This is a genomic window from Qipengyuania sp. (assembly GCF_964227205.1).
Taxonomy (GTDB): domain Bacteria; phylum Pseudomonadota; class Alphaproteobacteria; order Sphingomonadales; family Sphingomonadaceae; genus Qipengyuania.
This window is the reverse complement of the sequence record NZ_CAXQVB010000003.1, coordinates 1-21,987: the sequence shown is the minus strand read 5'-3', so window position 1 is coordinate 21,987 and position 21,987 is coordinate 1. Positions and strand designations below refer to the sequence as shown.

The following is a 21,987-nucleotide window of genomic DNA, read 5'->3' as shown; positions in this document are numbered from 1 at the left end:
GCAAGGCTGTGCGGGAAAGTTGAAAGGATAAGCGCGATCGCCGCCGTCGCGGGGATGGCGGCGGAATTCGAAGCTGGTCATTCCGCGGCCTCCATTGCCGCCTGTTCGCGTTCGTCCTCGAGTGCCTTCAAGGCGCGGGCGTAGTCGCGCGGCATCACCTTGCGGAAGTTTGCAAGCTCGTTCGCCCAGTCGTCGAGCAGCGCCTTGGCCCTGGCCGAGCCGGTGTGCAGCAGGTGGCGCTCGACCAGCACCTTGAGCCGTTCGGCATCGTGATAGAGCGGATCGCCCATCCCCGCATTGTCGACCGAAACGCCGCGCTGCTGCGGCTTGCCCCAGCTCTTCTCGGCACCCTCGCCATCGCCCGGACGGACGTCGAGCACATCGACCTGGGCGTGATTGCACAACTTCTCGAAGCGGCGCTCGGGATCGTAGACATAGGCCACCCCGCCGCTCATCCCGGCAGCGAAATTGCGCCCGGTCGGGCCGAGCACGCAGACCACGCCGCCGGTCATGTATTCGCAGCCGTGGTCGCCCGTGCCCTCGACCACCGCGACCGCGCCCGAATTGCGCACCGCGAAGCGCTCGCCCGCGACGCCGGCGAAATAGGCCTCGCCCGCGATCGCGCCGTAGAGCACGGTATTGCCGACGATGATGTTCTCGCCCGGCGCGCGGGGCGCCTGCTCCGGCGGGCGGACGGCGATGCGGCCGCCCGAGAGGCCCTTGCCGACATAGTCGTTGGCATCGCCCGTCAGGCTCAGCGCCACCCCGTGGGCCAGCCAGGCACCGAAGCTCTGTCCCGCGACCCCGGTGAAGTCGATCCGGATCGTATCGGGGGCAAGCCCGGCATGACCGTGCGCTTCCGCGACCCGGCCCGACAGCATCGCACCGACGGTGCGGTTGACGTTGCGGATGGTGCGGGTGAGCTGGACCGCCTGCCCGCTCTCGATGGCGGGCTTGCAGGCCTCGATCAGCTCGACATCCATCGCTGCGGCGAGGCCGTGGTCCTGGTTTTCGGTATGATGGAGCGGCTGGCCTTCGGCGAGCGGCACCGCTTGGAGGATGCGCTTGAGGTCGACCCCATGCGCCTTCCAGTGCCGTTCGACGCGGCGCATGTCGAGCCGGTCGACCCGGCCGACCATTTCCTCGACCGTGCGGAAGCCCATTTCGGCCATGATCGCCCGCAATTCCTCAGCGACGAAGAAGAAATAGTTAATCACATGCTCGGGCGTGCCGGTGAAGCGCGCGCGCAGCGCCGGGTCCTGCGTGGCGACGCCGACCGGGCAGGTGTTGAGATGGCACTTGCGCATCATGATGCAGCCGGCCGCGATCAGCGGGGCGGTGGCGAAGCCGAACTCGTCGGCCCCCAGCAGCGCGCCGATGGCCACGTCGCGCCCGGTGCGCAATCCGCCGTCGACCTGCACCGCAATGCGGCTGCGCAGATCGTTGAGCAGCAGCGTCTGCTGCGTTTCGGCAAGACCGATCTCCCACGGCGAACCCGCATGCGTGAGGCTGGTCAGCGGGCTTGCGCCGGTACCGCCTTCATAGCCCGAGATGGTGATGTGGTCGGCCTTGGACTTGGAAACGCCCGCGGCCACCGTGCCCACCCCAACTTCGGATACCAGCTTGACCGAGATCCGGCTCTCGGGCTGGACGTTCTTCAAATCGTGGATCAGCTGCGCGAGATCCTCGATCGAATAGATGTCGTGGTGCGGCGGCGGCGAGATCAGCCCCACGCCCGGGGTCGAATGGCGCACCTTGCCGATGCGCTTGTCGACCTTGTGACCGGGTAGCTGGCCACCTTCGCCGGGCTTGGCGCCCTGCGCCATCTTGATCTGGATGTCGTCCGAATTGACGAGATATTCGGTGGTCACGCCGAAGCGGCCGCTGGCGACCTGCTTGATCCGGCTGCGCATCGAATCGCCATTGTCCATCGGGCGGAAGCGCTCGGGCTCCTCGCCGCCCTCGCCGGTGTTCGAGCGGCCGCCCATGCGGTTCATCGCTATGGCGAGCGTCGAATGCGCCTCGTGGCTGATCGAGCCGAAGCTCATCGCGCCGGTACTGAAGCGCTTGACGATCTCGACCGCGGGTTCGACCTCGTCGATAGCGAGCGGCTGGTCGGCGGGCTTCAATTCCATCAGCCCGCGGATCGTCAGCAGGCGTTCGGACTGCTCGTTGATCTCGGCGGCGAATTCTTCGTAGTTTTTGGGATCGTTGCCCCGCACGGCGTGCTGCAGATGCGCGACAGATTGCGGGGTCCAGGCATGCGCCTCGCCGCGGATGCGGTACTGGTAGATCCCGCCGACATCGAGCATTCCGGCATAGAGCGGATTGTCGCCATAGGCCTGCGCGTGACGCAGCACGGCTTCCTCGGCGACCTCCTTGAGGCCGATGCCCTCGATCGTGGTCGCGGTGCCGTTGAAATAGGCGTCGACGAATTCCGAGTTGAGCCCGACCGCGTCGAAAATCTGCGCGCCGCAATAGGACTGGTAGGTCGAAATGCCCATCTTGGACATGACCTTGAGGATGCCCTTGCCCACCGCCTTGACGTAATTGGCCTGGCCCTGCGCCGGGTCGATTTCGGGAAAACGTTCGGCGCGCAGCGTCTCGATCGTCTCGAAGGCCAGATAGGGGTTGATCCCTTCGGCGCCATAGCCGGCCAGCGCGCAGAAATGGTGCACCTCGCGCGCCTCGCCGGTCTCGATCACGAGCCCGGTCTGCATCCGCAGGCCCTGCCGCACCAGCTGGTGGTGGACTGCCGCGGTGGCCAGCAGCGCGGGCATGGGAATGCGGTCGGGGCCCTGGCCGCGATCCGACAGGATCAGGATGTTGGCATCGCCGAGCACCGCTTCGGTCGCCGCCCAGCACATTTCCTTCAGCGCCATGGCGAGGCCCTCGGCCCCGCTCGACGCGTCCCAGGTGATGTCGATCGTCGCGGTGCGGAAAGCACCGTCGAGCGCGACCTCGACCGAGCGGATCTTGGCCAGATCGGTATTGGTGAGGATCGGCTGCGCGACCTCGAGGCGCTTGTGCGTGCCGCCGTCGCGCCCGAGCAGATTGGGGCGCGGGCCGATCATCGACAGCAGGCTCATCACCAGCTCCTCGCGGATCGGGTCGATCGGCGGATTGGTGACCTGCGCGAAGTTCTGCTTGAAATAGTCGTAGAGCAGGCGGCTGCGGTTGGAGAGCACCGCGATGGGCGTGTCGGTTCCCATCGACCCGATCGGATCCTCGCTCCCGCTCGCCATTGGCTCGAGGAAGCGGGAAATATCCTCCTGCGTATAGCCGAAGGCCTGCTGGCGATCGAGCAAGGAGACGTCCGATTGCGGAATTTCCGAGAGGTCGGGCTCGATATGGCCGAGATCTTCCAGCTTGTACTGCGCCTTGGCGAGCCAGGCCTCGTAGGGCTGCTCCGCGGCGAGATTGGCCTTGAGCTCCTCATCCTCGACGATGCGGCCTTCCTCGAGGTCGATCAGCAGCATGCGGCCGGGCTGGAGGCGCCACTTGCGGGTGATGTCGGCATCGTCGAACGGCAGCACGCCGCTTTCCGAGGCGAGCACAACGAGGTCGTCCTTGGTGGTGCACCAGCGCGCGGGGCGCAGGCCGTTGCGGTCGAGGCAGGCGCCGATCTGGCGCCCGTCGGTGAAGCACACCGCGGCAGGGCCGTCCCAGGGCTCCATCAGCGCCGCGTGATATTCGTAGAAGGCGCGGCGCGCGGGATCCATGAGCGGGTTCTTCGCCCAGGCCTCGGGCATGAGCATCATCATCGAATGCGCGAGGCTGTAGCCGCCGGCCAGCAGCAGCTCGAGCGCATTGTCGAGGCAGGCGGTGTCCGACTGGCCATGCGGGATCAGCGGCCACATCTTGTCGAGGTCGGCGCCCAGCAGCTCGCTTTCCATCGTCCGGCGGCGGGCTTCCATCCAGTTCACATTGCCGCGAACGGTATTGATCTCGCCATTGTGCGCCATGAAGCGATAGGGATGGGCAAGCCGCCAGCTGGGGAAGGTGTTGGTGCTGAAACGCTGGTGCACGAGGCCCAGGGCGCTGACGCAGTCGGGATCGCGCAGGTCGTCGTAGAAACTGCCGACCTGATTGGCGAGCAGCAGACCCTTGTAGACCACGGTGCGGCTCGAGAAGCTCGGGATATAGGCTGTGGTCAGCCCGGGGATGCCGTGCTTGACCTCGAGCGCGGCAAGCGGGTTGAGTGTCTGCTTGCGGATAACGACGAGCTTGCGCTCGAACGCATCCTGGTCGGCGCAATTGTCGCCCCGCGCGATGACGCACTGGCGGATCATCGGCATCGAATCGACCACCGCCTTGCCGAGCCCGTCGAGCGTGGTCGGCACGTCGCGCCAGCCGATCACGCGCTGGCCTTCCTTCTCGGCGAAACGTTCGAGCTGCTTCTCGACGAAGTCGCGCGCCTCGCCTTCCTGCGGGAGGAAGCACATGGCGACCGCATAATCGCCCGGCTGCGGGAGGTCGTGGCCGTGGTTCGCCGCCCATTTGCGCAACAGCGGGTCGGGCACCTGCAGCAGGATCCCGGCACCATCGCCCAGCAGCGGATCGGCGCCGACCGCGCCGCGATGGTCGAGATTGGCAAGAATTTCGAGCGCCTGGGTGACGATCGCGTGGCTCTTGGCGCCCTTGATATGTGCGACCATGCCGACGCCGCAGGCGTCGTGTTCGTTACGCGGATCGTAGAGACCCGTGGCCTGGGGCGGCATGCGTCCCATGAGTGCAGCGTCCTCCTTGGTGCCCGCCGACCGGCCTCGCGGGGGGTGCGGGGCGGCCGGGAACATGGTCGAGCGGTGCCGCGCGCGGCACCTGCAAAATTGCGCGAAGGGCCCTCATGCCGACAGGATGGAAATTTTGCAACTGCGAGAAGCGTAGCAAAATTTCACGCGCGTCAAGAATTACGCTTGGTCCGGGCGGCCCGAACGGGGAGGTTTCCCGGGCTTACCGGTGCTTGCCGACGCGGCTCAGCTTGTCGAGCGCGCTGCGCAGTTCGGCCTGCGGATCGCCCGAGCGGGGTCCGGAACCGGATGCCGGCGCGTCGCGCTCGGCCTCTCGGCGCAGGAAGGCGATCACCGGATCGTCTGCCCGGTTGTCCCCCTCCGGCGGACCGGAGCTGGCGGTTTCGAGCGCCCGGGCAAGCCGTTCGGTCAGCGCTTCGAGCGAGAGGTCGCCGAGCGCCGCCGTCGGGAGCGGTGCGGTCGCAGCTTCCTGCCCCGTCGCTGCGGGTGCAGCGGCGGATGGGGTGGCGTCGCCACCGTCTTCCGCAGCTGGGGCAGCGGTGAATTCCTCGTCCGGGCCCCGGGCAGCGGGTGCGGGTTCGGGTGCGGGTTCGGCATCGTCGTCCGTCGCCGCTGTTTCGTCGAGCGGGCTATCCCAGGCCTCGTCGAAATAGGCAACCTCGGGCACCGTTTCGCCCGCCGTGAGCACGAAATCCCCGGTCAGGCCTTCGGGGATATCTTCCGCTTCGGTGGCGATCGGGTCGGGATCGGCGAAGAAAGACGCGATGCCTTCCTCGGCCAGGTCCTCGCGCGGGTTGAAGGGGCGGCGCGGGGCGTCGTCGACGCGGCGAGGCTGCTCCTCCGGTTCCGGCGCCGGCGGGGACGAATGCCGGAGCGGATGGGTCCTGCCGGCCTCGGAAGGCGCGCTTTCGCGATGATCCGCGTCGGGGAGCCAAATATTGTCGGGCTCCTCGACCGGGGCCTCCTCCTCGGGCTCGATCTCGTCGGTGTCTGCGGCGGCATCGCTGAGCGCTACCACGCGCAGCGCGAGCACGAGGCCGATGAGGAATCCGAGCAGCGCGGCGGCCAGCGACAGAACGAGGCGGATCGTCGCCGCATCGCTCGTCACGCCGTCGAGGCCGAGCCGTTCGGCAAACAGCAGATGGACCTGCGCGGGCATGACAAACAGGCCGAGGCCGAGCAGCAGGGCGAACCACGCGCCGACGCCCCACTTGAAGGCGGGGTGGCTGCTGATCGGTACGGTACGCTTGGCGGCGGTCATTGGTGGCGAATACCCGTTGCAGGCGGCTCAGGCGGCCGCGGTTCCCCCGTGACCTAGCAGATTTTGGTAAACGGCCCGATAACGCTCTATGTTCCTCGCCCAGTCGTGGTTTTCGGCAACGTGGCGGCGGCCCGCCTCGCGCATCTCGGGCCAGCGATAGCGCTCGTCGATGAAGCGGGCGAGCGCGGTGGCCATGCCCGGCGGATTGTCGGGCGGGAACAGCAGGCCGGTGACGCCGTCCTCGATCAGCTCGCGATGCCCGCCGACGGCGCTTGCCGCCACGATCCGTTCCTGCGCCATTGCCTCGAGCGGTTTGAGCGGGGTCACGAGGTCGGTGAGGCGCGATTTCTTGCGCGGATAGGCAAGCACGTCGACCAGCGAATAATAGCGACCGACCTCGCCATGCGGCACGCGCCCGGTGAAGTGGATCGCGTCGCGTGCGGGAGAGGCCGCGGCCTGCGCGCGCAGTGCCTCCTCCATCGGCCCACCGCCGACGAGCAGCAGCCGGGCCTGCGGATGGCGCTGCCGGACTATCGGCATGGCGGCGATGAGATCGTCGAGCCCTTCGTAATCGTAGAAACTGCCGATGAAGCCGATCACCGGGCCCTCGCCCAGCGCTAGGTCTTCGGCGAGCGCCGCATCGCGCGGCGGCGGCGCGCCGAACAGCGTCAGGTCGACGCCATTGGGTGAAAGCGATATCTTGCCCGCGTCGTGGCCGCGCGCGATCAGGTCCGCGCGCAGTCCCTCGCAGATCGTGAACACCGCATCGGCGCCTGCCACCACGCGGTTCTCGAGCGCGCGGGTGAGGCGGTATTTGAGCGAATTTTCGCTGCCCGTGCCATTGCCGACCGCCGCGTCCTCCCAGAAGGCGCGGATTTCATAGACGAAGGGCAGGCCCAGCCGGCGCGCGGCGCGCAGGCCCGCCATGCCGCACAGCGCGGGCGAATGCGCGTGGAGGATATCGGGACGCCAGTCGGCCGCGAGCCGCTCGATCGCCGCGCGCAGCGTCTCGATCTCGCGCCATTCGCGATAGCCGGGCGGGCCCGACGGGGTGCCCGGCGCGCGGTGAAAGGTCAGCCCCTCGATCTCCTCGACCAGCGGCCCCGGGGCGGTGTGGCGCGCGCCGGTGATGCCGCGCACCTCGATCCCCGCCGCCTGCTGGCTCTTGAGGATCGCGCGCGTGCGAAAGGTGTAGCCGGAATGCAGGGGCAGCGAATGGTCGAGAATGTGCAGCACGCGGGTCATCGGCGGTGTCCTGTGTCACATTAGGCTTAACGGGGCGTCAACCGCCGTGCATTAGGGACGGCGCCCGGAAGCATTGCATCGTGATCGACTATTTCGCCCTCGGACTGACCCACGCGCTGATCGTGATCGCGCTGCTGCGCATCTTTGCGCGCACCGAGCTCGATCGCGAGGAAGCGCCGGTCGATCCGCCTGCCGAGCCCACCCGTCCGGCACCGCAAGAAGCGCGTCGCAGGCGGCGAAGGAAGGGAGGCGGCGATGCTTGACGCCGCCTTGTTCCTGACCGTGATGGGCATGTTCCTGCTCGGCCTCGGGCGTCCTTTCATCTGGGTGCTCGCCTATCTCTATATCGATATCCTCGCGCCGCAGAAGATCGGCTGGACACTGACCCCGATGCTGCCGATCTCGCTGATCGCCTTCCTGCTCGCCTTCGCCGGCTGGGCGGTGGCCGATCCCAAGGCGAACGTCCGCTTCACCCTGCGCCAGGGGATATTGGCGACGTTGCTGGCCTATTGCTTCATGACGCTGCAATGGGCCGATTTTCCGGTCGATGCGGCGTTCAAATGGGAATGGGTATGGAAGGCGCTGGTCTTCGCCATCTTCCTTCCGGTAACGCTGTACACCCGCCTGAGGATCGAGGCCGCGGCGCTGATACTGGTGCTCACCGCCGGGGCGATCATCATCTCGGCCGGGATGAAGACCGCGCTCGGCGGCGGGGGCTACGGCAGCCTCTATTTCTTCGTGAACGACAATTCGAACATCTACGAAAGCTCGACGCTGGCCACTGTGGCGATCGCGCTGATCCCGATCATCCTGTGGTTCGTCAGGCACGGCACGATCTTCCCGCCCGACTGGCGGGTGAAGACCTTCGCCGGCCTGCTGATCTTCGCCTGCCTGCTGATCCCGATCGGGACCGAGGCGCGCACCGGCCTGCTGTGCATCGCGGTGCTCGGCGTGCTGATGCTGCGCGACGTCAAGAACCGGCTGATGTATCTCATCGCCGCCGCCGCGCTCGGCGCCATGGCGCTGCCCTTCCTGCCGGCGAGCTATTACGAGCGCATGGCGACGCTGGGTTCGGTGCAGTCGGACGAATCCGCCTCGACCCGCGTCGAGGTGTGGAAGTGGACGCTCGACTATGCCGCCGAAAATCCGCTCGGCGGCGGCTTCGATGCCTATCGCTCGAACAAGTTCACCTATCGGCTTCCCGTCACGCGCGAGGAGGGCGGCACCTCGATCACCCGGATCGAAGAGGTCACCGACGAGGCGCGCGCCTATCATTCCTCCTTCTTCGAGATGCTCGGCGAACAGGGCTGGCCGGGCCTGTTCCTGTGGCTTTCGCTGCATGCCCTGGGGCTGCTCCAAATGGAAGGCATCCGCCGCAGGTGGCGCGACCGGGCGCGTCCGGGCGAGCAATGGCAGGCCCCGCTGGCCAGCGCGCTGCAGTTCTCGAACATCATCTATCTCGTCGGCGCAGCCTTCCAGGGAATCGCCTACCAGCCGGTATTCCTGATGCTGATCGGCCTGCAGATCGCGCTGTCGACCTACTGCGCCCGGCACGATTCGGCCCGGCAGGAAGCCGAACGCAAGGCCCGTCGCGAGGCCCGCCGCACGGCTGCTCCGGCCAAGCCCGCAATGCCGTAACGGCAGCCTTCGCGCGGTTGCGCGGCCCCCTTCCATGCGCCATGACTCGCGCCGCACCGCGCGGCCGGAGTCGCGCGAATCCGTGAGATTTCGATAGAGGAGAGGCGCGATGAGCCCGCAGGAACTGGCCGAGAAAGTCGGCGAAACCATCGGCACCAGCGAATGGGTCGAAATGAGCCAGGAACGGATCAACCAGTTCGCCGATGCCACCGGCGACCACCAGTTCATCCATATCGACGAGGAAAAGGCCAAGATGACGCCCTTCGGCGGCACCATCGCGCATGGCTTCCTGACGCTCTCGATGATCCCCTATCTGGGCGCGCATTCGGACATGCCCAGGATCGACGGGGTGAAGATGGGCGTGAATTACGGCGGCAACAAAACCCGCTTCATCTCGCCCGTGCGCAGCGGCAAGCGCATCCGCGGCCACTGGAAGCTCGTCGAAATGATCGAGAAACGCCCCGGCCAGTGGCAGCAGACCAGCGAGATCACTATGGAGATCGAAGGCGAGGAAAAGCCCGCCCTGATCACCGAGTGGATCACCCAGCTTTTCGTCTGATTTCCCCCTCCTCCCCGGCGAGGATCAGGCACTTACATAGCAATCCAAGGAAATACCCATGCGTGACGCAGTCATCGTCTCCACCGCCCGCACCGCCATCGGCCGCGCCTACAAGGGCGGGTTCAACGACACCAAGGGCCCGACGCTCGGCGCCTACTCGCTGAAGCCCGCGATCGAGCGTGCCGGCATCGAAGCCGACGAAGTCGACGACGTGCTGTGGGGCGCCGCGCTCCAGCAGGGCACGCAGGCCGGCAACCTCGCGCGCCAGGTCGCGCTGCGCGCCGGCTGCCCGATCGGCACCAGCGGCATGACCATCGACCGCCAGTGTTCGTCGGGCCTGATGAGCATCGCCACCGCCGCCAAGCAGATCATTACCGACCGGATGGACGTGGTCGCCGCGGGCGGGCAGGAATCGATCAGCCTCGTGCAGACCAAGGAAATGCGCGTGATGCCCGATCCCGAGCTGATCAACATGCATGGCGCGATCTACATGCCGATGCTGCAGACCGCCGAAACGGTCGCCCAGCGCTATGGCATCAGCCGCGAAGCGCAGGACGAATATGCGCTGCAGTCGCAGCAGCGTACCGCCGCGGCGCAGGAAGCGGGCCTGTTCGACGATGAAATCGTTCCCGTTACCACCACGCACAAGGTGCAGGACAAGGAAACCGGCGAAATTTCCGACGTCGAGGTGACCATCGCCAAGGACGAAGGCAACCGCCCCTCGACCACGCTCGAGGGCCTCGCCGGCCTGCAGCCGGTCATGGGCCCGGGCACCACGATCACCGCCGGCAACGCCTCGCAGCTCTCGGACGGCTCCTCGGCCAGCGTGCTGATGGAAGCCAAGGTTGCCGAGAAGAAGGGCCTCACCCCGCTCGGCCGCTACGTCGGCATGGCGGTTGCCGGCACCGAGCCCGACGAGATGGGGATCGGCCCGGTCTTCGCCATTCCCAAGCTGCTCGAACGCTTCGACCTCAAGGTCGACGACATCGGCATCTGGGAACTCAATGAAGCCTTCGCGGTGCAGGTGCTCTATTGCCGCGACAAGCTGGGCATCCCCGACGAGCTGCTCAACGTCAACGGCGGCTCGATCTCGATCGGCCACCCCTATGGCATGACCGGCGCACGCTGCACCGGCCACGTGTTGCTCGAAGGCAAGCGTCGCGGCGCGAAATACGGCGTCGTCACCATGTGCGTCGGCGGCGGCATGGGCGCAGCGGGCCTGTTCGAGATCTTCTAGAACGCACGCTCTTCGCAAGGAATGGGGCGGCCGGGGTATCCCGCGCCGCCCTTTTTATTGGCTGCCAAGGCTCAATCTGGGAGGAAAACGGACGCACCTGCGCGACCTTCACGAAGGACTAGTCGAGCCTCGTTCCAGATGGTTTCGGGCGAATCAAGAGGGCTACAGATGCGGTCGACGCAAGAGCGATCGCAAATGCGCTCCACCAGGCAAGCCCGAACTCGCGACAAGCTAAGTAAGTCAGCGCTCCGATTACAGCGAAGAACGCGCTTTGATATTTGCGAATGAAATGGACAAGCAACGCGCGCCCCCGATCCGGTTTAACTCGGCTAAAACTAAGCCGATCCAATGGAATCCGCAATTGGGTCATTAGCGGCAGGTCCGCTTCTGGCACTTCGCTACCTCGGAAGATCGGTGACGAATTGGGTGGGAGGTGGACAAACAGGGCGTTAAAATGCGCGAGGTTGGCCTTTGGACGGAGAACAAGCGAGAACTTGGTCCGAATCTTCCCACAGCACCTCTCCAAGGTGCTCCGCATGAATCTCTCTAATCTCGACGCCCGCCGAGGTCATTACCTCCGCTAGTTGCCTAGCTCGTCTCACTACACTGCCTTTGGGATGACCAAAGAAAGCCGCCTCACTTCGAAACCAGAAAAAGCCTTTCGCACTTTCTGGGTTCGGGCTTTGCCGCGAAGTCGCGGGTGGACAAGGCCTCCGCCGCCATCACGAGAAAACCAGAGCCATGCCTCATCATGGGCGCTCTGGAATCGGCCGGGAAGCGAGGTGAAGTCGATATGCTGTCGAGCTTGAAACATACCGAGTTCACCATCGGCAGTTGGATGTCGTTGCGCACACACAAATCTAATGAACTTCGACATGGCTGCGAAAGCAAAAGCACACAGGTTCTTATGATGCAACGACCGCCTTCGGGTTGCTAGCGGACAGTCCGCACGCGCGATCTCAGTCGTGTTCGGCGATGAATTCCTCGACCACCGGGGCGATCTTCTCGCGCCATTTGCTGCCGTTGAAGATGCCGTAATGGCCCGCGCCTTCGGCCATGTAGTAGCGTTTCTTCTCGTCCGTCAGCCTCGGCGTGAGGTCGAGCGCTGCCCTGGTCTGGCCGAGGCCGGAGATATCGTCTCGCTCGCCCTCGATCGCGAGCAGCGCGGTCTCGGTGATGTCGCCCAGGTCGACGCGCTTGCCGCGATGCAGGAAGGTGCCATTGGGCAGCGCGTGATCCTGGAACACCTCCTGCACCGTCTGGAGGTAGAATTCGGCGGTCATGTCGCAGACGCTGCGGTATTCGTCGTAGAAATCCTTGGTCGCCTGCGCGCTTTCCTCGTCGCCCACGGTGAGGTGTTTGAACATCTCGTAATGGCTCATCATGTGATTGCCGAGATTCATGCTCATGAAGCCGGCAAGCTGCATGAAGCCGGGATAGACCTGCCGCCCGGCGCCGCGATACTGCATCGGCACGGTGGCGATGACGTTGTGGCGGAACCACTCGATCGGCCGCTCCATCGCAAGGTCGTTGACGCTGGTCGGGGAGCAGCGCGTGTCGATCGGCCCGCCCATCATGGTCAGCGTCTTCGGGGTGCAGGGGTGCCCGTCGCGGTTCATGATCGCGGTCGCGGCGAAGACCGGGACCGAGGGCTGGCACACCGCCATCACGTTCGCACCCGGCCCGATATGCTCGAGGAAGGCGATCACATAATCCATGTAGTCGTCGAGATCGAAGGTGCCCTCGTGAAGCGGCACGTTCCTAGCGTCGGCCCAGTCGGTGACGAAGACGCGGTAGTTCTCCAGCATCCGCTCCACCGTGCCGCGCAGCAGCGTGGCGTAATGCCCGCTCATCGGGGCGACCACCAGCAGGCGGGGCGCGTCCTCGGGCAGGTTCTCGCGGTGGAATTGCTTGAGGTCGCCGAACGGGCGGTTGACCACGGTCGCCTCGACCACCGCATCGTGCCGACCGTCGACCTCGACCGACTCGATACCCCAAGCCGGCTTGCCGTAGGAGGCGGTGGCATGCGCGAAGACCTCGAGCGCGCTCGCCGCCATCGGGCCGATGTTGAGATAGCCCAGCGGGCCGAAATTGTTGAGCGGATGCGCCGGATGGTTGAGCAGCTCCACCCCCATCGAGGCGAACGCGCTGGCGGAATTGAGCCAGCTGCGCTGGAGTTCATAGGCGTGGTAGAGCAATAGCTATCCCCTGCGGATCGGGCGTCATGTGGTTCTCTCCCACCGGATGAAGACGGCAATCCTGCCGCCGACTTCACCCTTGTGCAATGCACAATGATCGAAATTGTGCCTTCGCGCGTGCAGCACTGTGGATTTTCGCGCCCCGGCGACCTAACTGCATGGCCATGTCAGCCAAGGACGAGACGCAAATCGAGGGGCGCGGCCGCTTCGCCCGCAAGACCGCGGCCATGGACGCCCCGCGCGAACGATCACTGCGGCCGCTGCGGATGGTGTGGCAGGCAGGGGCGAATTACCCCGGCCATGTCGCGATGGCGCTGGTTGCGCTGATGATCACCGCTGCCGCCACGCTGGCGATCCCGGCAGGCTTCAAGCTGGTGATCGACCGCGGTTTCGCCGCGGGCGCCGATCCCGCCGACATGGGGCGCTGGTTCCGCTATCTGCTGATGATCGTCGCCGTGCTCGCCGCGGGCACGGCGATGCGCTTCTATTTCGTCAGCTGGCTGGGCGAACGGGTGGTCGCCGACATCCGCCTGAAGGTGCAGGAAAACCTGCTGCGGCTCGCGCCGGGGTTCTACGAAGAGAACAGCCCCAAGGAAATTTCGAGCCGCATGACCAGCGACACCGCGCTGATCGAACAGGTGGTGGGCACCACCGTCTCGGTGGCGCTGCGCAACACGCTGATGGCGATCGGCGGGTCGATCTACCTGTTCTGGCTGGTCCCGGGCCTGACCATGGGCCTGTTGCTGATCATTCCGGCGATCGTCGTGCCGATTACGCTGTTCGGGCGGCGGCTGCGCAAGGTTTCGCGCACCAGCCAGGACCGCGTCGCCGATATCGGCGCGATGGTCACCGAAGTGCTGTCGGCAATGAAGATCGTCCAGGGCTTCAACCAGGAGGGCCGCGAGCACACCCGTTTCCGCGAGGCGGTCGAGCGGACCTTCACCGTCGCGCGGCGCCGGGTGATGATTCGCGCGGCGATGACCGCGGTGGTGATCCTGCTGGTGTTCGGCGGCATCACCCTGCTTGTCTGGCGCGGGGCTCAGGCGGTCAGCGAGGGCACGATCTCGGGCGGCACCATCGCCGCCTTCGTGCTCACGGCGGGCCTCGTGGCCGGCGCGATCGGCGCGCTGACCGAGGTCTATGGCGATTTGCTGCGCGGCGCCGGCGCGGCGAGCCGCCTGTCCGAACTGCTCGACGAAAGGCCGACGATCACCGCGCCCGAACGGCCGCAGGCGCTGCCCGTGCCCCCGCGCGGCAGCCTGTCGTTCCGCAATGTCACCTTCCGCTATCCGACCCGGCTGGACGCTCCCGCAATCACCGATTTCAGCCTCGAGGTGGAGCCGGGCGAGACCGTCGCCATCGTCGGCCCTTCGGGCGCGGGCAAATCGACCATCTTCCAGCTCGCCGAACGATTTTACGACCCGCAGGCGGGCTCGATCCGGCTCGACGGCATTCCGCTGACCGGTGCCGAACCGGCGGAGATCCGTCGCCGCATCGCCTATGTCCCGCAGGAAGGTGTGCTGTTCAGCGCCAATGCGCGCGACAACCTGCGCTACGGAAACTGGGATGCGGGCGACGACGATATCTGGGCCGCCGCCCGCGCCGCCAATGCCGCCGAATTCATCGAGAAGCTGCCGCAGGGGATGGATACCTATCTCGGCGAAAGCGGCACGCAACTGTCGGGCGGCCAGCGCCAGCGCATCGCCATCGCCCGCGCCTTGCTGCGCGATGCGCCGATCCTGCTGCTCGACGAGGCGACCAGCGCGCTCGACGCCGAAAGCGAACGGCTGGTGCAGGAAGCGCTCGAGCACCTGATGGAAGATCGCACCACGCTGGTCATCGCGCACCGCCTGTCGACCGTGCGCGCCGCCGACCGCATCGTGGTGATGGAGGACGGCCGCATCGTCGAACAGGGCACGCACGACCAGCTTTCCGGCAATGGCGGGCTCTACGCCCGGCTCGCCTCGCTGCAGTTCGGGCTCGAGAACGCCTGACCTTCCGACCGCCTGACACCCGCCAACCGCTTTCCCTGGAACTTCCCGCAATGAACGACTTCCTCACCGCGATCTTCCTCGGCATCGTCGAGGGGCTGACCGAATTCATTCCGGTCTCCTCGACCGGCCACCTGATCCTCGCCACCGAGCTGTCGGGCGCCGATCCCGATGAGTGGGCGATGTTCAACGTGGTCATCCAGCTGGGCGCGATCCTGGCAGTGGTGTACCAGTATTGGGGCACCTTCTGGTCGGCCGGCATGGGCGTGCTCAGGCGCGAACGCGAAGGGCTCTTGTTCGCGCGCAACATCCTGCTCGGTTTCCTGCCCAGCGCGGTCATCGGACTGGCGCTCTATGAAAGTTTCGAAGCCATGCTCGGCAATCCCGGCATCGTACCCTGGGCGCTGATCATCGGCGGCTTCGCCATCATCGCGATCGAACGCATGGCCAATCCGCGCGACGAGGGCCAGGGTGTGGCGGACCTGCCGCTCAGGAAAGTGCTCGGCGTCGGTTTCGCGCAGTGCCTGGCGATGATTCCCGGGGTCAGCCGCTCGGGCGCGACGATCATGGGGGCGCTGGCGATGGGTATCAACCGTAAGACCGCGGCCGAGTTTTCCTTCTTCCTCGCCGTACCGACGATGATCGGCGCGACCACGGTGGAAGTCGCCAGCAATTACGACGAGATGGTGGCCGGGGCGACCCGCGTCGGGTGGGACGAGATCGCGGTCGGCTTCATCGTCAGCTTCATCGTCGCGCTGGTGGTGATCCGCGCCTTCGTGAGTTACGTGAGCCGCAGCGGCTTCACGCCCTTCGCTTGGTATCGCATCGTCGCCGGCAGTGCCGCGCTGGCCTGGCTCACATTCGCCTGACCCCTCCGGCTGCAGCCTATTTTCATGCGGATGGCTGCAATCTTCTATCGTAGCGGAACCATCGTGGCGCTACGGAATTGAACCTGAGAGTAACTTGCGAAGGTAGCAGCCAATGGGCCTATTGATCCTGACTGTTGTGGGCGCCCTGCTGGGGTGGCTGGCGACGATCATCCTGCGTATCGAGGATGGCCGTACCATTCTCGTCAATGCGCTGGTTGGCGTCCTCGGCTCGCTCGTGACCGGCTTGATCGCCGGGAATGGCGCGGTCTTCGGGACGGTCAGCGGAATCGCCCTGTTGTGGGCGGTGCTGGGTTCCGCCGTTGCGATCGGCCTGTTCAACCTGGTCAGGCAGCGCGCCTATTGTTGAGGCCCGCGAACGGGAAAACCACAACGGTCCGGGAGCGATTCCGGGCCGTTTTGCTTTGTCGGGCAGGGCGGTCGCAAATTCCGGGAACCGACCTTTACTTGACCCGTTCATCACATTCTCGCCGCATTTCGAATTCCGCGGCGCGAGTTCACGTACAAAGGGGAAACGCAAATGAAGTTCACCAAAGCTATGCTGGTTGCCTCGACGGCCGCTCTCAGCCTCGGCCTCGCTGCCTGCGACGGCCCGAACGAGAACGCCATGGAAGACGCCGGCGAACAGCAGGCCGAAGCCATCAACGAGCAGGTCGACGCGATGGAAGACGCCGGCACCATGAGCGACGAGCAGTCGGACGCCATCACCGAGCAGGCCGAAGATACGGCCGATGCGATGGAAGAGCAGGGCGAAGCCATGGACGAAGCCGCCGGCCAGTAAGCCGAGGTTTCGGATCAGACAGAAGGCGGCCCGGAAGCGATTCCGGGCCGCTTTTTCGTGGCCGGGGCCGTGTCCTGCTAGACCGGTTTCGCGCCGCTGCCGCGACCGCCCCGCAGCGTGTATTCGAGCGTGCCGCGGTTCACTACATAGTCGACGTCGATGACCGCCGTATTGGCATAGGTGAAGCCCGGCCCGAGGTTCTTGTAGAGCTTGTCGAAATCGCGCTCGACCGTCTGTCGGTAGAGATCCTCGAAGCTCTCGATCACGAAATAGGTCGGCTGGAGATCGCTGATGACGTAATCGGTGCGCATCACCCGGTCGACGTTGAGCATGATCCGGTTGGGGCTTTCGGCCTCCACCGCATAGACCACCTCGGTCGGCCCCGAGAGGATGCCCGCGCCATAGGCGCGGATGTCGCCGGGCTGTTCCTCGATCAGGCCGAACTCGACCGTGTACCAATAGAGCGAACCGAGCGCCTTCAGCCGGTTGTAGCGCATCGCCTTCCACCCGGCGCGGCCGTATTCCTGCATGTAATCGGCATAGACCGGGTCGGTCAGCATCGGCACGTGGCCGAAGACGTCGTGGAATACGTCGGGTTCCTGGATGTAGTCGAAGGTTTCGCGCGTGCGGATGAAATTGCCCGCCGGGAAGCGCCGGTTGGCAAGGTGCCAGAAGAACACGTGATCGGGGATCAGCATGGGCACGGGCACGACGCTCCACCCGGTCAGCGAACCCAGATCCTCCGACAGCCTGCCGAATTCGGGCACGCCGCCGCGGTCGAGGTTCAGTTTCTCGAGCCCGGCCATGAAGGCGCTTGCCGCGCGGCCGGGCAAGACACCCATCTGGCGGGCGAAAAGGTCGTTCCAGATCGCATCGTCTTCCGACGAATACTCGGTCTGCTTGGGCTCGAGCCAGTTTTCGCCGACATGCGCGGGCTTCTTCAGCGGCGCGGTGAATACGCCCTCGTCAAGCTCGGGAAGTCGGCTAAAGTCCTGTTCGGGTTCTGCAAGTGTGGCCATGGTTGCGGATGATACTACCAATGGCGGCGTCATTCAAATCCCGGGCGGGGGGAGCGATGAAAAAGAAGCAGTACGAGCGCGCGATCGAGTCGATGCAGGAGGAGCTGGCCGGCATGGCGCGCTGGGCGCGGACGACGGGACAGCGGATCGTGGTGCTGTTCGAAGGACGCGATACGGCGGGCAAGGGCGGGGCCATCGCGGCGGTGCGCGACAAACTGAATCCGCGCCAATGCCGCGTCGTCGCGCTGGCCAAGCCGACCGAGGCCGAACAGGGGCAGTGGTATTTCCAGCGCTATGTCCAGCACCTGCCCACCGCGGGCGAGATCGTGCTGTTCGACCGCAGCTGGTATAATCGTGCAGGTGTCGAGAAAGTGATGGGCTATGCCGACGGGGCACAGGTCGCGCTGTTTCTCGAGCAGGCGCCGGTGTTCGAGAGGATGCTCGTCGACGAGGGGATACTGCTGTTCAAATACTGGCTGGCGACCGACCAGACGCAGCAGGAGGAGCGGCTGCGCGAACGGCTGGAGGACCCGCTCAAGCGCTGGAAGCTCTCGCCCGTCGACCTTGCCGCGCGCGAGAAATACGACGCCTATACCGAGGCGCGCGAGGCCATGCTGGCGGCGACGCACACGACCCATGCGCCATGGACGCTGGTCGATTTCAACGACCAGAAACGCGGGCGGCTGACGCTGGTGCGCGACCTGCTCGACCGGCTGCCCGATACGCATGTCGCCCCGCCCGAGATCGATTTTCCCGAGCTGGGCCGCGAGCCGAAGGAGGAGCGCTACACGGTGCTGAAGCCGATTGCGGATTACCCCGTCTGACAGTCATTGCGAGGAGCCGCGGGCGACGAAGCAATCCAGAGCGATTGGGGACTGGATTGCCGCGCGGCTGCGCCGCTCGCAATGACTAGGAAAGGGTCGCCGACGCCTTCGTTACCTGCCTGCCATCGGCGGTAAAGGCGCCCAGTTCGATGGCCTCGCCCTCGCCGCGCATCACCAGGTGCAGGGGCTCGCCCGCAATCGCCGGGCTGACCCCGCGGAATGAGAAGCTGGCAAGACGGTTCTCGCCGAAGCGTTCGGCGGCAAGCTGGAGCAGCAGGCTCGCGGTCAGCGGCCCATGGACGACAAGGCCGCGGTAGCGTTCGACCGCGCGGGCATAAGGCGCGTCGTAATGGATGCGGTGCGTGTTGAAAGACAGCGCCGAGTAGCGGAACAGCAGCCGTTCGTCGGGGCGGACCTCGCGGTGCGCATCCCAGCCCGACGCATCGAAGCTTCCGGCGCCCGCTTCGGGCGGCGAAAGCGGGGCGTCCGGGCCGACTGCTGCGAGATAGACCAGCGTCTGCCGCTCGCTCACGGCAAGCCGGCCGTCGGCGCTGGTCTCGTGATCGATCTCGACGAAGACCATGTCGCCGCGGCTGCCGGACTTGGCTTCGACCGAGGCGCCGCGGCTCACCCGTTCGATCTCCGCGCCAATCGCAATCGGGGCGTGGAAGCGCATCGCACTCGAGGCCCACATGCGGCGCGGCAGCGGAACGGGGGGCAGGAAGCTTGCTGCGCTCTCGTCGCGCTTGGGGTGGCCGTCCTCGCCCAGCTGATCGGTGCGCGCCTCGGGCGTGCAGAGGCACAGGTGGATGCCCTGCGGCATCGCCTCGCCCGCCGGCACATCGCGGTCGAACGTCGCGCACCAGCGCGCGGCGAGCGCGGGGTCGAGCCGGTCGGCGCTGCGCTGCTCGCGCCCGATCCAGTCCGACCATTCCTGCGCCATCAGGCGGCGCGCTCGAACACGGCGGCCATGCCCTGGCCGCCGCCGATGCACATGGTTTCGAGGCCGAAGCGGACCTCGCGGCGCTGCATCTCGTGCGCCATGTCGGCAAGGATGCGGATGCCGGTCGCGCCGATCGGGTGGCCGAGCGAGATACCCGAGCCGTTGACGTTGACCAGCTGGCGACGGCTGTCGTCCTCGGCAAAGCCCCAACCCTTGAGCACGGCGAGCGCCTGCGGGGCGAAGGCTTCGTTGAGTTCGATCAGGCCGATATCGTCCCAGCCCATCCCGTTGCGGGCGAACAGCCGTTCGACGGCCGGGACCGGGCCGATGCCCATGCGGCTCGGATCGCAGCCTGCCGCGCTCCACGAATGGAACCACAGGATCGGCTCGAGACCCAATTCCTCGACCTTGTCCTCGGCGACGACGAGGCAGGCCGCCGCGGCATCGTTCTGCTGGCTGGCATTGCCCGCGGTCACGATCGCCTGGGGGTCGCGCTTCAGGTCCATCGCGCGCAGGGCGCCGAGCGTCTCCATGCTGGCATCGGCGCGGTAACCCTCGTCCTTGGCGAACACCACCGGATCGCCGCGACGTTGCGGGATTTCGACCGGGACCAGCTGCTCGTCGAACTTGCCTTCTTCCCAGGCGCGCGCCGCGTTCCGGTGACTGCGCACGGCGAAGGCGTCGGCCTCCTCGCGGGAAATGCCGTAATCCTTGGCGAGGTTCTCGGCCGTCTCGATCATGCCGGTGATGATGCCGTAGCGCTCGATCGGCTGGCTCATCAGCCGGCCGCGCGTCAGGCGGTCCCACAGCTGCATGTCGCCCATGCGCGCGCCGTGGCGGGCTGCCGTCGTGTAATGTTCGACGTTCGACATGCTTTCGACGCCGCCCGCCAATACGCAGTCGGCAACGCCGGTCTGGACCATCATCGCCGCCGTCGCGACGGCCTGCAGGCCCGATCCGCAGCGCCGGTCGAGCTGGAAGCCGGGGACTTCCTCGGGATAGCCGGCGGCAAGCCAGCTCCAGTGGCCGATGGCGGGCGCCTCGCCGCTGCCGTAGCCCTGGCTGAAGACGACGTCGTCGACGCGCGCGGGGTCGATACCGCTACGTGTCACCAGCGCCTTGATGATGATGGCGCCAAGCTGGCCCGCCTCCAGCGGAGCAAGAGTGCCGAGGAAGCGCCCGACGGGGGTACGCAGGGGCTTGCAGATGGCTACGCGGCGCTGTGACGTCATGGCAATGTCCTGATCTTGGAATAGTCGCGGCCCTCGTCGCTCCTCGCGGCGATGCCGCTGTCGACGAGCTTGCCGATTTCGCCCGAGGAAAGCCCGAGGCGCTCGGCGAGCACTTCTTCGGTATGTTCGCCGAGATAGGGCGCGCGGCGCGGTTCGCCGCGGGCGCGGTCGGGCATGTTCGCAAAGCTGCGCGCGACCGGATAGTCGACCCCGCTGGGATTGTCGGGCGTGCGCCCGAACAGCGGGTTCTGCCCCACCAGCACCGGGTCCTGCGATGCCTCATAGGGCGTGCGGTAGCGTTCGTAGGTCGTGCCCGCTGCCGCCATGCGCTTTTCCAGCTCGGCATAATCGAGCCGGCTGGCGACGGCCTGGAACAGCGCGAGCAGGCGGTCGCGATGCTTGAAGCGCGGCGTGTCGCCGTCGGCGAAGCGCACGCCGAGCTCGGCCTCCAGCGCGGAGATTTCCTGTGCAAGCCCGAAGGCCTCGACGATGCCGCTCCATTGTTTGGCGGTCAGCGCGGCGACCATGAAGCGCACCCCGTCGCGGGTGATCATGTCGCTGCCGAAGGCGCCCCAGATAGCATTGCCGAGCCGCTCGCGGTCGCCGCCGCGGTGGAGCATTTCGGCCATCGTGCCCGAGTTCGCCAGCGTGCCGATCGCGACGTCGCCCAGCGGCACGCGGATTTCGGCGCCTTCGCCGGTGGCGTCTCGGTGGCGCAGCGCCGCGAGCAGGGTGAAGGCGCAATAGGCCCCGGTGAGGAAGTCCCACGCGGGCATCTGCTGGTTGACCGGGGGTGCACTTGCCGGGTCCCAATCGGCAGGACCCGTCATCAGCGGATAGCCGGCGGCGGCGTTGACGGTGAAGTCCATCGCCTGGCGCCCGTCGTGCCAGCCCATGATGCGCACCGAGATCATGTCCTCGCGCCCATCGGCCATAGCGGCATGGCTGAGGAAACTCTTTTCCGGCAAGTTGGTGACGCACTGGCCGGTCTTGCGCGCCAGTTCGACACAGAGTTCGCGTCCCTCTCCGCTACGCAGGTCGAGCGCGACCGATTTCTTGGTCCGGTTGAGGTTTTCCCAGGCGAGCGAGCGCCCGTTATCCGCCAGCATGTAGCGGTCGTAATCGAGCCCGCCTTCCTTATGGTCGACGCGGATCACCTCGGCCCCGAACTGGCCGCAATAGAGGCCGACGGTGGGCGAGGCGACGAAGCTGGAGACTTCGAGGACCGAGAGGCCGGAGAGGAGATTATACATATTTGTCTCGTGCGTTCGGCGCATCCGCGCCTCTCTTGCGGCTGTTCCGTCCCGCTCCCCCTCCCGGCCACCCACGGCACTGTATCTTATGGGTGGCCGGGAGAGATCGGAAGAGCGTCGTGTAGGGACAGAGTGTTCGTACACGTGTAGATCTCGGTGGTCGCCGTA

General features: G+C 66.2%; 18 protein-coding genes. 9 read left to right on the top strand and 9 right to left on the bottom strand.

Translation table 11 applies throughout. The features are described 5' to 3' along the window. Positions 1-77 precede the first annotated feature (77 nt). The 3 genes from gltB to ACEQZ0_RS07570 form a co-directional block, all read right to left on the bottom strand. Positions 78-4,721, bottom strand: coding sequence for a glutamate synthase large subunit (gltB, locus tag ACEQZ0_RS07580; RefSeq protein WP_370190880.1), 4,644 nt, complete (start codon positions 4,719-4,721; stop codon positions 78-80). Between the two features lie 232 nt (positions 4,722-4,953). Then, the gene (locus ACEQZ0_RS07575; protein WP_370190004.1) at positions 4,954-6,012 is read right to left on the bottom strand and encodes a hypothetical protein; all 1,059 of its coding nucleotides are present in this window, start codon (positions 6,010-6,012) and stop codon (positions 4,954-4,956) included. Between the two features lie 27 nt (positions 6,013-6,039). Continuing rightward, on the bottom strand, positions 6,040-7,257 hold the full coding sequence (locus ACEQZ0_RS07570) for a TIGR04063 family PEP-CTERM/XrtA system glycosyltransferase (RefSeq protein ID WP_370190002.1): 1,218 nt from the start codon (positions 7,255-7,257) through the stop codon (positions 6,040-6,042). An 80-nt stretch (positions 7,258-7,337) separates the two neighbouring features. On the opposite strand from ACEQZ0_RS07570, the gene ACEQZ0_RS07565 reads away from it, so the two are divergent. The 4 genes from ACEQZ0_RS07565 (at position 7,338) to ACEQZ0_RS07550 (ending at position 10,691) form a co-directional block, all read left to right on the top strand. Then, the gene (locus tag ACEQZ0_RS07565; RefSeq protein WP_370190000.1) at positions 7,338-7,520 is read left to right on the top strand and encodes a hypothetical protein; all 183 of its coding nucleotides are present in this window, start codon (positions 7,338-7,340) and stop codon (positions 7,518-7,520) included. Further along, on the top strand, positions 7,513-8,895 hold the full coding sequence (locus ACEQZ0_RS07560; protein WP_370189998.1) for a DUF5935 domain-containing protein: 1,383 nt from the start codon (positions 7,513-7,515) through the stop codon (positions 8,893-8,895). Before ACEQZ0_RS07565 ends, ACEQZ0_RS07560 begins: the two co-directional genes overlap by 8 nt. 109 nt (positions 8,896-9,004) lie before the next feature. Beyond that, complete coding sequence (locus ACEQZ0_RS07555; RefSeq protein WP_370189997.1) at positions 9,005-9,454, top strand: MaoC family dehydratase; 450 nt, start codon at positions 9,005-9,007, stop codon at positions 9,452-9,454. 58 nt (positions 9,455-9,512) lie between these two features. Further along, on the top strand, positions 9,513-10,691 hold the full coding sequence (locus ACEQZ0_RS07550) for an acetyl-CoA C-acyltransferase (protein WP_370189995.1): 1,179 nt from the start codon (positions 9,513-9,515) through the stop codon (positions 10,689-10,691). 636 nt (positions 10,692-11,327) lie between these two features. On the opposite strand, the gene ACEQZ0_RS07545 is transcribed toward ACEQZ0_RS07550, so the two are convergent. Then, entirely contained in the window at positions 11,328-11,543 is a 216-nt protein-coding gene (locus ACEQZ0_RS07545) for a hypothetical protein (RefSeq protein ID WP_370189993.1), read from the bottom strand. A 107-nt stretch (positions 11,544-11,650) separates the two neighbouring features. Continuing rightward, entirely contained in the window at positions 11,651-12,889 is a 1,239-nt protein-coding gene (locus tag ACEQZ0_RS07540; protein WP_370189991.1) for a polyhydroxyalkanoate depolymerase, read from the bottom strand. Between the two features lie 227 nt (positions 12,890-13,116). Here ACEQZ0_RS07540 and ACEQZ0_RS07535 point away from each other — a divergent pair, with 227 nt between their 5' ends. The 4 genes from ACEQZ0_RS07535 (at position 13,117) to ACEQZ0_RS07520 (ending at position 16,548) form a co-directional block, all read left to right on the top strand. Beyond that, positions 13,117-14,883, top strand: coding sequence for an ABC transporter transmembrane domain-containing protein (locus ACEQZ0_RS07535; RefSeq protein WP_370190879.1), 1,767 nt, complete (start codon positions 13,117-13,119; stop codon positions 14,881-14,883). 50 nt (positions 14,884-14,933) lie between these two features. Beyond that, complete coding sequence (locus ACEQZ0_RS07530; RefSeq protein WP_370189989.1) at positions 14,934-15,749, top strand: undecaprenyl-diphosphate phosphatase; 816 nt, start codon at positions 14,934-14,936, stop codon at positions 15,747-15,749. Positions 15,750-15,861: 112 nt separating this feature from the next. Beyond that, on the top strand, positions 15,862-16,116 hold the full coding sequence (locus ACEQZ0_RS07525) for a GlsB/YeaQ/YmgE family stress response membrane protein (RefSeq protein WP_370189987.1): 255 nt from the start codon (positions 15,862-15,864) through the stop codon (positions 16,114-16,116). Positions 16,117-16,287: 171 nt separating this feature from the next. After that, complete coding sequence (locus ACEQZ0_RS07520) at positions 16,288-16,548, top strand: hypothetical protein (protein WP_370189985.1); 261 nt, start codon at positions 16,288-16,290, stop codon at positions 16,546-16,548. Between the two features lie 77 nt (positions 16,549-16,625). Here the strand turns inward: ACEQZ0_RS07520 and phhA are convergent, their stop codons facing one another. Continuing rightward, positions 16,626-17,567: a phenylalanine 4-monooxygenase gene (gene phhA, locus ACEQZ0_RS07515; RefSeq protein WP_370189983.1), complete on the bottom strand. Its 942-nt coding sequence runs from the start codon at positions 17,565-17,567 to the stop codon at positions 16,626-16,628. 56 nt (positions 17,568-17,623) lie between these two features. Here phhA and ppk2 point away from each other — a divergent pair, with 56 nt between their 5' ends. Next, entirely contained in the window at positions 17,624-18,391 is a 768-nt protein-coding gene (gene ppk2, locus ACEQZ0_RS07510; protein ID WP_370189981.1) for a polyphosphate kinase 2, read from the top strand. 85 nt (positions 18,392-18,476) lie between these two features. On the opposite strand, the gene ACEQZ0_RS07505 is transcribed toward ppk2, so the two are convergent. The 3 genes from ACEQZ0_RS07505 to ACEQZ0_RS07495 are packed head-to-tail and all read right to left on the bottom strand — an operon-like array spanning position 18,477 to position 21,819. Then, the gene (locus tag ACEQZ0_RS07505; protein WP_370189979.1) at positions 18,477-19,334 is read right to left on the bottom strand and encodes a MaoC family dehydratase N-terminal domain-containing protein; all 858 of its coding nucleotides are present in this window, start codon (positions 19,332-19,334) and stop codon (positions 18,477-18,479) included. Then, positions 19,334-20,566: an acetyl-CoA C-acetyltransferase gene (locus tag ACEQZ0_RS07500; protein WP_370189977.1), complete on the bottom strand. Its 1,233-nt coding sequence runs from the start codon at positions 20,564-20,566 to the stop codon at positions 19,334-19,336. The genes ACEQZ0_RS07505 and ACEQZ0_RS07500 overlap by 1 nt, the downstream gene beginning before the upstream one ends. Beyond that, positions 20,563-21,819 (bottom strand): CoA transferase, encoded by a 1,257-nt coding sequence (locus ACEQZ0_RS07495; RefSeq protein WP_370189975.1) that lies wholly within the window; start codon positions 21,817-21,819, stop codon positions 20,563-20,565. The genes ACEQZ0_RS07500 and ACEQZ0_RS07495 overlap by 4 nt, the downstream gene beginning before the upstream one ends. Positions 21,820-21,987: the final 168 nt, after the last annotated feature.

Bases quoted from the DNA above. Each gene is read 5' to 3' on its own strand.
- ACEQZ0_RS07560 (WP_370189998.1), top strand. From the start codon at position 7,513: ATGCTTGACGCCGCCTTGTTCCTGACCGTGATGGGCATGTTCCTGCTC.
- ACEQZ0_RS07550 (WP_370189995.1), top strand. From the start codon at position 9,513: ATGCGTGACGCAGTCATCGTCTCCACCGCCCGCACCGCCATCGGCCGC.
- ACEQZ0_RS07570 (WP_370190002.1), bottom strand. From the start codon at position 7,257: ATGACCCGCGTGCTGCACATTCTCGACCATTCGCTGCCCCTGCATTCC.
- ACEQZ0_RS07535 (WP_370190879.1), top strand. From the start codon at position 13,117: ATGGACGCCCCGCGCGAACGATCACTGCGGCCGCTGCGGATGGTGTGG.
- ACEQZ0_RS07505 (WP_370189979.1), bottom strand. From the start codon at position 19,334: ATGGCGCAGGAATGGTCGGACTGGATCGGGCGCGAGCAGCGCAGCGCC.
- ACEQZ0_RS07530 (WP_370189989.1), top strand. From the start codon at position 14,934: ATGAACGACTTCCTCACCGCGATCTTCCTCGGCATCGTCGAGGGGCTG.
- ppk2 (WP_370189981.1), top strand. From the start codon at position 17,624: ATGAAAAAGAAGCAGTACGAGCGCGCGATCGAGTCGATGCAGGAGGAG.
- ACEQZ0_RS07500 (WP_370189977.1), bottom strand. From the start codon at position 20,566: ATGACGTCACAGCGCCGCGTAGCCATCTGCAAGCCCCTGCGTACCCCC.
- gltB (WP_370190880.1), bottom strand. From the start codon at position 4,721: ATGCCGCCCCAGGCCACGGGTCTCTACGATCCGCGTAACGAACACGAC.
- ACEQZ0_RS07495 (WP_370189975.1), bottom strand. From the start codon at position 21,819: ATGTATAATCTCCTCTCCGGCCTCTCGGTCCTCGAAGTCTCCAGCTTC.
- phhA (WP_370189983.1), bottom strand. From the start codon at position 17,567: ATGGCCACACTTGCAGAACCCGAACAGGACTTTAGCCGACTTCCCGAG.
- ACEQZ0_RS07520 (WP_370189985.1), top strand. From the start codon at position 16,288: ATGAAGTTCACCAAAGCTATGCTGGTTGCCTCGACGGCCGCTCTCAGC.
- ACEQZ0_RS07575 (WP_370190004.1), bottom strand. From the start codon at position 6,012: ATGACCGCCGCCAAGCGTACCGTACCGATCAGCAGCCACCCCGCCTTC.
- ACEQZ0_RS07555 (WP_370189997.1), top strand. From the start codon at position 9,005: ATGAGCCCGCAGGAACTGGCCGAGAAAGTCGGCGAAACCATCGGCACC.
- ACEQZ0_RS07525 (WP_370189987.1), top strand. From the start codon at position 15,862: ATGGGCCTATTGATCCTGACTGTTGTGGGCGCCCTGCTGGGGTGGCTG.